Annotated in this window: 5 protein-coding genes; 1 reads left to right on the plus strand and 4 read right to left on the minus strand. The window is 43.7% G+C overall.

What is annotated here, in order from left to right; genetic code table 11:
• The 4 genes from VLN09_RS02435 to VLN09_RS02450 all read right to left on the minus strand — a co-directional run.
• The coding region (locus tag VLN09_RS02435; protein ID WP_325243623.1) for a P-loop NTPase at positions 1–882 on the minus strand (882 nt) is incomplete at its 3' end.
• A gap of 328 nt (positions 883–1,210) precedes the next feature.
• Positions 1,211–2,011, minus strand: a complete 801-nt coding sequence (locus VLN09_RS02440; RefSeq protein ID WP_325243624.1) for a 3-hydroxybutyrate dehydrogenase — start codon at positions 2,009–2,011, stop codon at positions 1,211–1,213.
• A gap of 78 nt (positions 2,012–2,089) precedes the next feature.
• Positions 2,090–2,719, minus strand: coding sequence for a CoA transferase subunit B (locus tag VLN09_RS02445; protein ID WP_325243625.1), 630 nt, complete (start codon positions 2,717–2,719; stop codon positions 2,090–2,092).
• 77 nt (positions 2,720–2,796) lie between these two features.
• Positions 2,797–3,510, minus strand: coding sequence for a CoA transferase subunit A (locus tag VLN09_RS02450; protein ID WP_325243626.1), 714 nt, complete (start codon positions 3,508–3,510; stop codon positions 2,797–2,799).
• Positions 3,511–3,877: 367 nt separating this feature from the next.
• Between VLN09_RS02450 and VLN09_RS02455 the strand changes: the two genes are divergently transcribed.
• Positions 3,878–5,075: GntP family permease (locus VLN09_RS02455; RefSeq protein ID WP_325243627.1), on the plus strand; the 1,198-nt coding region annotated here is incomplete at its 3' end.

Consider the following 5,075-nt stretch of genomic DNA (forward strand, 5'->3'; position numbering starts at 1 on the left):
CTGCGGCGTCGTCACAATGACAGCGCCCGTCACCGGAATACGCTGAGCAAGGGTGAGCTGAATATCACCGGTACCTGGTGGCATATCAATCACTAGGTAATCTAACTGTGGCCAATTGGTTTGATTGTATAACTGCATCAAGGCACCAGTGGCTTTTGGACCACGCCATGCAACAGGTGTATTATCACCATCAAGCAAGCTGCCAATCGATAACATCGCTAGTCCATGCGCATTAATAGGCACAAACTGCTCATTTTCAAGCTCAGGTCTGACACTATCCACACCTAGCATCGCTGGCATACTGGGTCCATAAATATCAGCATCCAATACCCCAACACGGTTGCCAAGCTTTTGTAGTGCCAAGGCGATATTAACAGTCGTGGTTGATTTACCTACGCCACCTTTGCCAGAAGCAACCACAATGATATGACGAATACGCGGATGAGCGGACAACGACGCTTGGGTTGGAGCGGCCTTAGTAATAGGTGGTTCAGCATTTACCGTACTATCATCACTCTTGGCGACAGGCTTACTATGACTGTCCATCGCATTGGTGGTTTTTGGCATTGCTTTTGGTAAACTTGAGCCTTCACCTTTCATCGGCGCCGGTATTCGCACATTCATATGAATGGTATGAATACCATGCGGCTGCAATAATTGCCCAAGTGCTTGCTGAATGACCTCAGGATCGCTTTCATGTGGTAGGCGTAAGTCTAATGTTAGCTGATTTCCACTACGCTTAAGACCCGTGACCATTGTGGCAATACTGCTATCACCAATCTGATAACCCAAAAGCACTTTATCAACAGCGCTATTAAGCGCAGCTTTCTGTTCTGGAGTTTCCGTTTGTGTGGTGGTTTTTTTCTTCATAAAGTTAAACATAGCGACCGTAACTGCCTATACAAGTGGGTTGGTATGCTAAAAATTGGCGTGAAATTTTTAGCCAAACCTTTTATCGTATTAGTGTAGCTCAATTGCAAGTATAAAAAAACCATGATGCCAGTAGGACTGGCATTTTTCGTACAGCTTTGAGACTAATATCATTATCTGATTTTATTCATCACACTACCTCTACGCCTAAAATTATGCAGCAAGCGCTCATAAAAAAGAGCCAATATAATTGGCTCTGGTTGCTATAAATCTAGACCTTAATCGATTGATCTTTTTTTAGCAAGCTCATGGCTCTTAAGCTAAAAGACCAAGTCATTTTTTAATTCATAAACCAGCCGTGGCTTGCAACAATCGATTGTCCGGTAAAGACATTGCTTGGGAATGCTGCTAGAAATAAAGCCAGTTGAGCAATGTCATCAACCGTGGTAAATTCTTTATCAACCGTATTAATGAGCATGATGTCATTTACCACAGACTCTTCGCTGATGCCTTTTTCAGCCGCTTGCTGAGGGATTTGTTTTTCGACCAAAGGTGTTTTGACAAACCCTGGGCATATGACATGCGAGCGTACGTTATGGGCGGCACCCTCTTTTGCCAATACACGACATAGACCAAGCAAGCCATGTTTGGCGGTGACATAAGGCGCTTTAAATAATGAAGCTTCATGCGAGTGCACAGAACCCATATAAATCACCGTACCACCTTTATCCTCTTTATACATGTGCTGTACGGCAGCTTTGGTGGTCAAAAACGCACCATCTAGATGAATGGCGAGCATTTTTTTCCAATCTTCAAACGCCATTTTATTGATTGGGTCAATGATTTGAATACCGGCATTAGACACCAGAATATCAATACCACCAAAGGTATCGACCAGCTTCTGAACACCGTCATTAACAGCAGCTTCAGACGTTACATCCATCGCAATCGCAAGGGCACGCCCGCCTGCTGCTTCAATAGCATCGACGGTTTGTTGAGCCGCTTCAATATTAATATCAGCAATACCGACCGCAGCGCCCGCCTTGGCATAAGTTTCGGCAATATCACGTCCGATACCGCTGGCAGCGCCTGTGACCAATGCTACTTTGCCCGTCAAATCCTGTTGTAATTGAGTCGCCATATATTGTCCTTAATAATAAGAAAGTTGAGCATCTAATCTTTACGAGCACGCATACAGAGCTATATTTAGTACACTTTTTTATTGAAGAATGGTCACTGGGGTTTTCTCTTGTAGCTCATCAAAGCTAACACCATCTGCAAGCTCAACCAATTTTAGGCCATTATCAGTCACATCAAGTACCGCAAGCTCCGTGATAATGCGATCAACGACCCCTTTACCTGTCAGTGGCAACTCGCAATTGGCAAGAATTTTTGGCTCGCCGTGTTTGTTGACCTGTTCCATTAATACAATCACACGCTGCACGCCTGCGACCAAATCCATCGCGCCGCCCATGCCTTTAACCATCTTTTTAGGAATCATCCAGTTCGCCAAATCGCCCTGCTCTGAAACTTCCATCGCGCCCAATATCGCAAGGTTGACATGACCGCCACGAATCATCGCAAACGACTCTGAGCTACTAAAATAACTGGCACCCGATTCGGCAGTGACGGTTTGTTTACCCGCATTAATCAAATCTGCATCGACGTTTTCTTCGGTAGGAAACTCACCAATACCTAACAAGCCGTTTTCTGACTGTAGCCAAACATCGACGTCTTTAGGGATATAGTTTGCAACGAGTGTTGGTAGACCGATGCCTAAGTTAACATAATAACCATCTTGTAGCTCTTGTGCGGCACGCTGTGCCATCTGCTCTCTTGTCCATGCCATGGTAACTTCCTTAATTTTTACGATATTCTAGTATTGTCAATTTGATCAATTATGAATTGTGGTACAAGCGTACTATGTTAAGCGCCTTCGACTGCTTTAGTCGTGATTTTTTCAATACGCTTTTCAGGAGTGCTGTTCAATACAATACGCTGCACAAAAATACCCGGCAGATGAATCTCATCAGGATTTAAGGTGCCAGTTTCTACGATTTCTTCAACTTCAACAATGGTAATCTTGCCCGCCATCGCACAGTCTGGATTAAAATTACGGGCGGTCTTGTTAAAGATTAAGTTGCCCGCTTTATCAGCTTTCTGCGCTTTAATTAGAGACACATCGGCACGTAATGAATGCTCAAGCACATAAGTACGACCGTCAAATTCGCGGGTTTCTTTACCTTCAGCGACTAAGGTGCCTACGCCGGTTGCGGTATAAAACGCTGGGATACCTGCGCCGCCTGAGCGCAGTTTTTCCGCCAAAGTGCCTTGCGGAGTTAACTCAACCTCTAACTCACCTGCCAAGTATTGACGCTCAAACTCTTTATTTTCACCCACATAAGATGAGATCATTTTTTTAATTTGGCGTGTCTGTAGTAACAATCCTAAGCCAAAGTCATCAACACCAGCGTTATTACTGATACAAGTCAAATCCTTGACGCCACTATCACGTAATGCTTCGATTAACGCTTCAGGAATACCGCACAGACCAAAACCGCCGATCGCCAGTGTTTGTCCGTCACACACAATACCACTCAGCGCCGCTTCAGCGCTGTCATATACTTTTGATTGACTCATGCTTATCTCCTTGCACGTCTCATTTTTATTATTTACACGGGTTTTGCTCATTTTAGAAAAAACTAAACTATTGACTACATTTACATTTAAAGTAATACATTTTATATCGATATGAAATACAGATTTCACCGTTAATAACTTAACATATAATTCTAGTAGCGACTAGACAATAATAGGAAGTGCGTACAAAGCGGTATAACTTAAGCAGGCTAATAAATAGCATTGGTTTACAAATACAAATGACCCAGCATTGATATAAAATCATGTTTTATGAAACGCTTTACATGCTCTGCTTCAATTAATCTTATTGACCTATATTACTATGCCCTGCATAATTACGGTCTTCACGTGCCAAGGAGAGGCGGTTATGTTTAGCACATTTGCTATTGTTATTACTTTATTACTTTTGATGTTCTTTGCTTATCGTGGTTATTCCGTACTGATTTTAGCACCAATTATGGCCGCTTTAGCAGTACTACTTTCAGGTGACTTTTTAAGCAGTATTCCTGCCTATACCGATGTTTTTATGGGCGCATTGAGTGGCTTCCTACTCAAATTCTTTCCTATCTTCTTATTGGGCGCATTATTTGGGCGTTTGATGGCGGACTCTGGAGCAGCAACAGCGATTGCCAAAACGGTAGTCGAAAAACTTGGTACCAGTAAAGCGATTTTGTCCGTTATCTTAGTCTGTGGTATTTTGACTTACGGTGGGGTATCGCTGTTTGTTGTTGCCTTTGCCATTTATCCAATTGCCAAAGATTTGTTCAAAGCCGCTGATATTCCTAAGCGTTTGATTCCAGCAGCGATTGCGTTAGGTTCATTTACCTTTACGATGACAGCGTTACCAGGTACCCCTGCTATTCAGAATGCCATTCCGATTCCTTATTACAATACCAACGTATTTGCCGCGCCTATTTTGGGTCTTATTGGCGGTACAGTGATGTTTGTTTGTGGTTGGTTGTGGTTACAATCACGCGCTAGAAAAGCCAATGCCGCGGGCGAAGGTTATGGTCAGCACGATGAGAGTGATGTAGGCGGCGTTGGTGGAGGCGCAGCAGAGACCAATTTGCTCAGCACCCATCACACCTCATTTACCGTTGCGATGATTCCACTATTTCTGGTCATCGGTTTGAACGCTTTATTGACTTATGTTGTCTTCCCGTCAATGGATTTTAGTGGCTTGCAAACTCAGTTTCCTGATTTGAATATCGCAGGCTCGCTAGGGCTATGGTCAATTATCATCTCATTGGTTGTAGCTTGTGTTGCCTTAATCCTCATGCGTCTTGGGCATTGGACGAATCTGCAAAAAACCATTAACCGTGGTACTTATGATTCGATGTTGCCGATTTTTAACACTGCATCAGAAGTCGGTTATGGTGCCGTTATCGCCTCATTGGCAGGCTTTCTGCTCATTCGTGACAGCATCTTAAACCTAACTCCCGGCAACCCTCTTATCTCAGAAGCGGTCGCTATGACCACGCTAGCTGGTATTACGGGTTCATCTTCTGGTGGTTTGAGTATCGCCCTATCGACCTTGGGTGAAGATTATCTAAGAATGGCAGTAG

Source organism: Psychrobacter sp., assembly GCF_035469765.1.
Classification (GTDB): Bacteria; Pseudomonadota; Gammaproteobacteria; order Pseudomonadales; family Moraxellaceae; genus Psychrobacter.

Excerpts from the sequence above, each read along its gene's own strand:
- VLN09_RS02440 (WP_325243624.1), bottom strand. The coding sequence starts at position 2,011 with ATGGCGACTCAATTACAACAGGATTTGACGGGCAAAGTAGCATTGGTC.
- VLN09_RS02445 (WP_325243625.1), bottom strand. The coding sequence starts at position 2,719 with ATGGCATGGACAAGAGAGCAGATGGCACAGCGTGCCGCACAAGAGCTA.
- VLN09_RS02450 (WP_325243626.1), bottom strand. The coding sequence starts at position 3,510 with ATGAGTCAATCAAAAGTATATGACAGCGCTGAAGCGGCGCTGAGTGGT.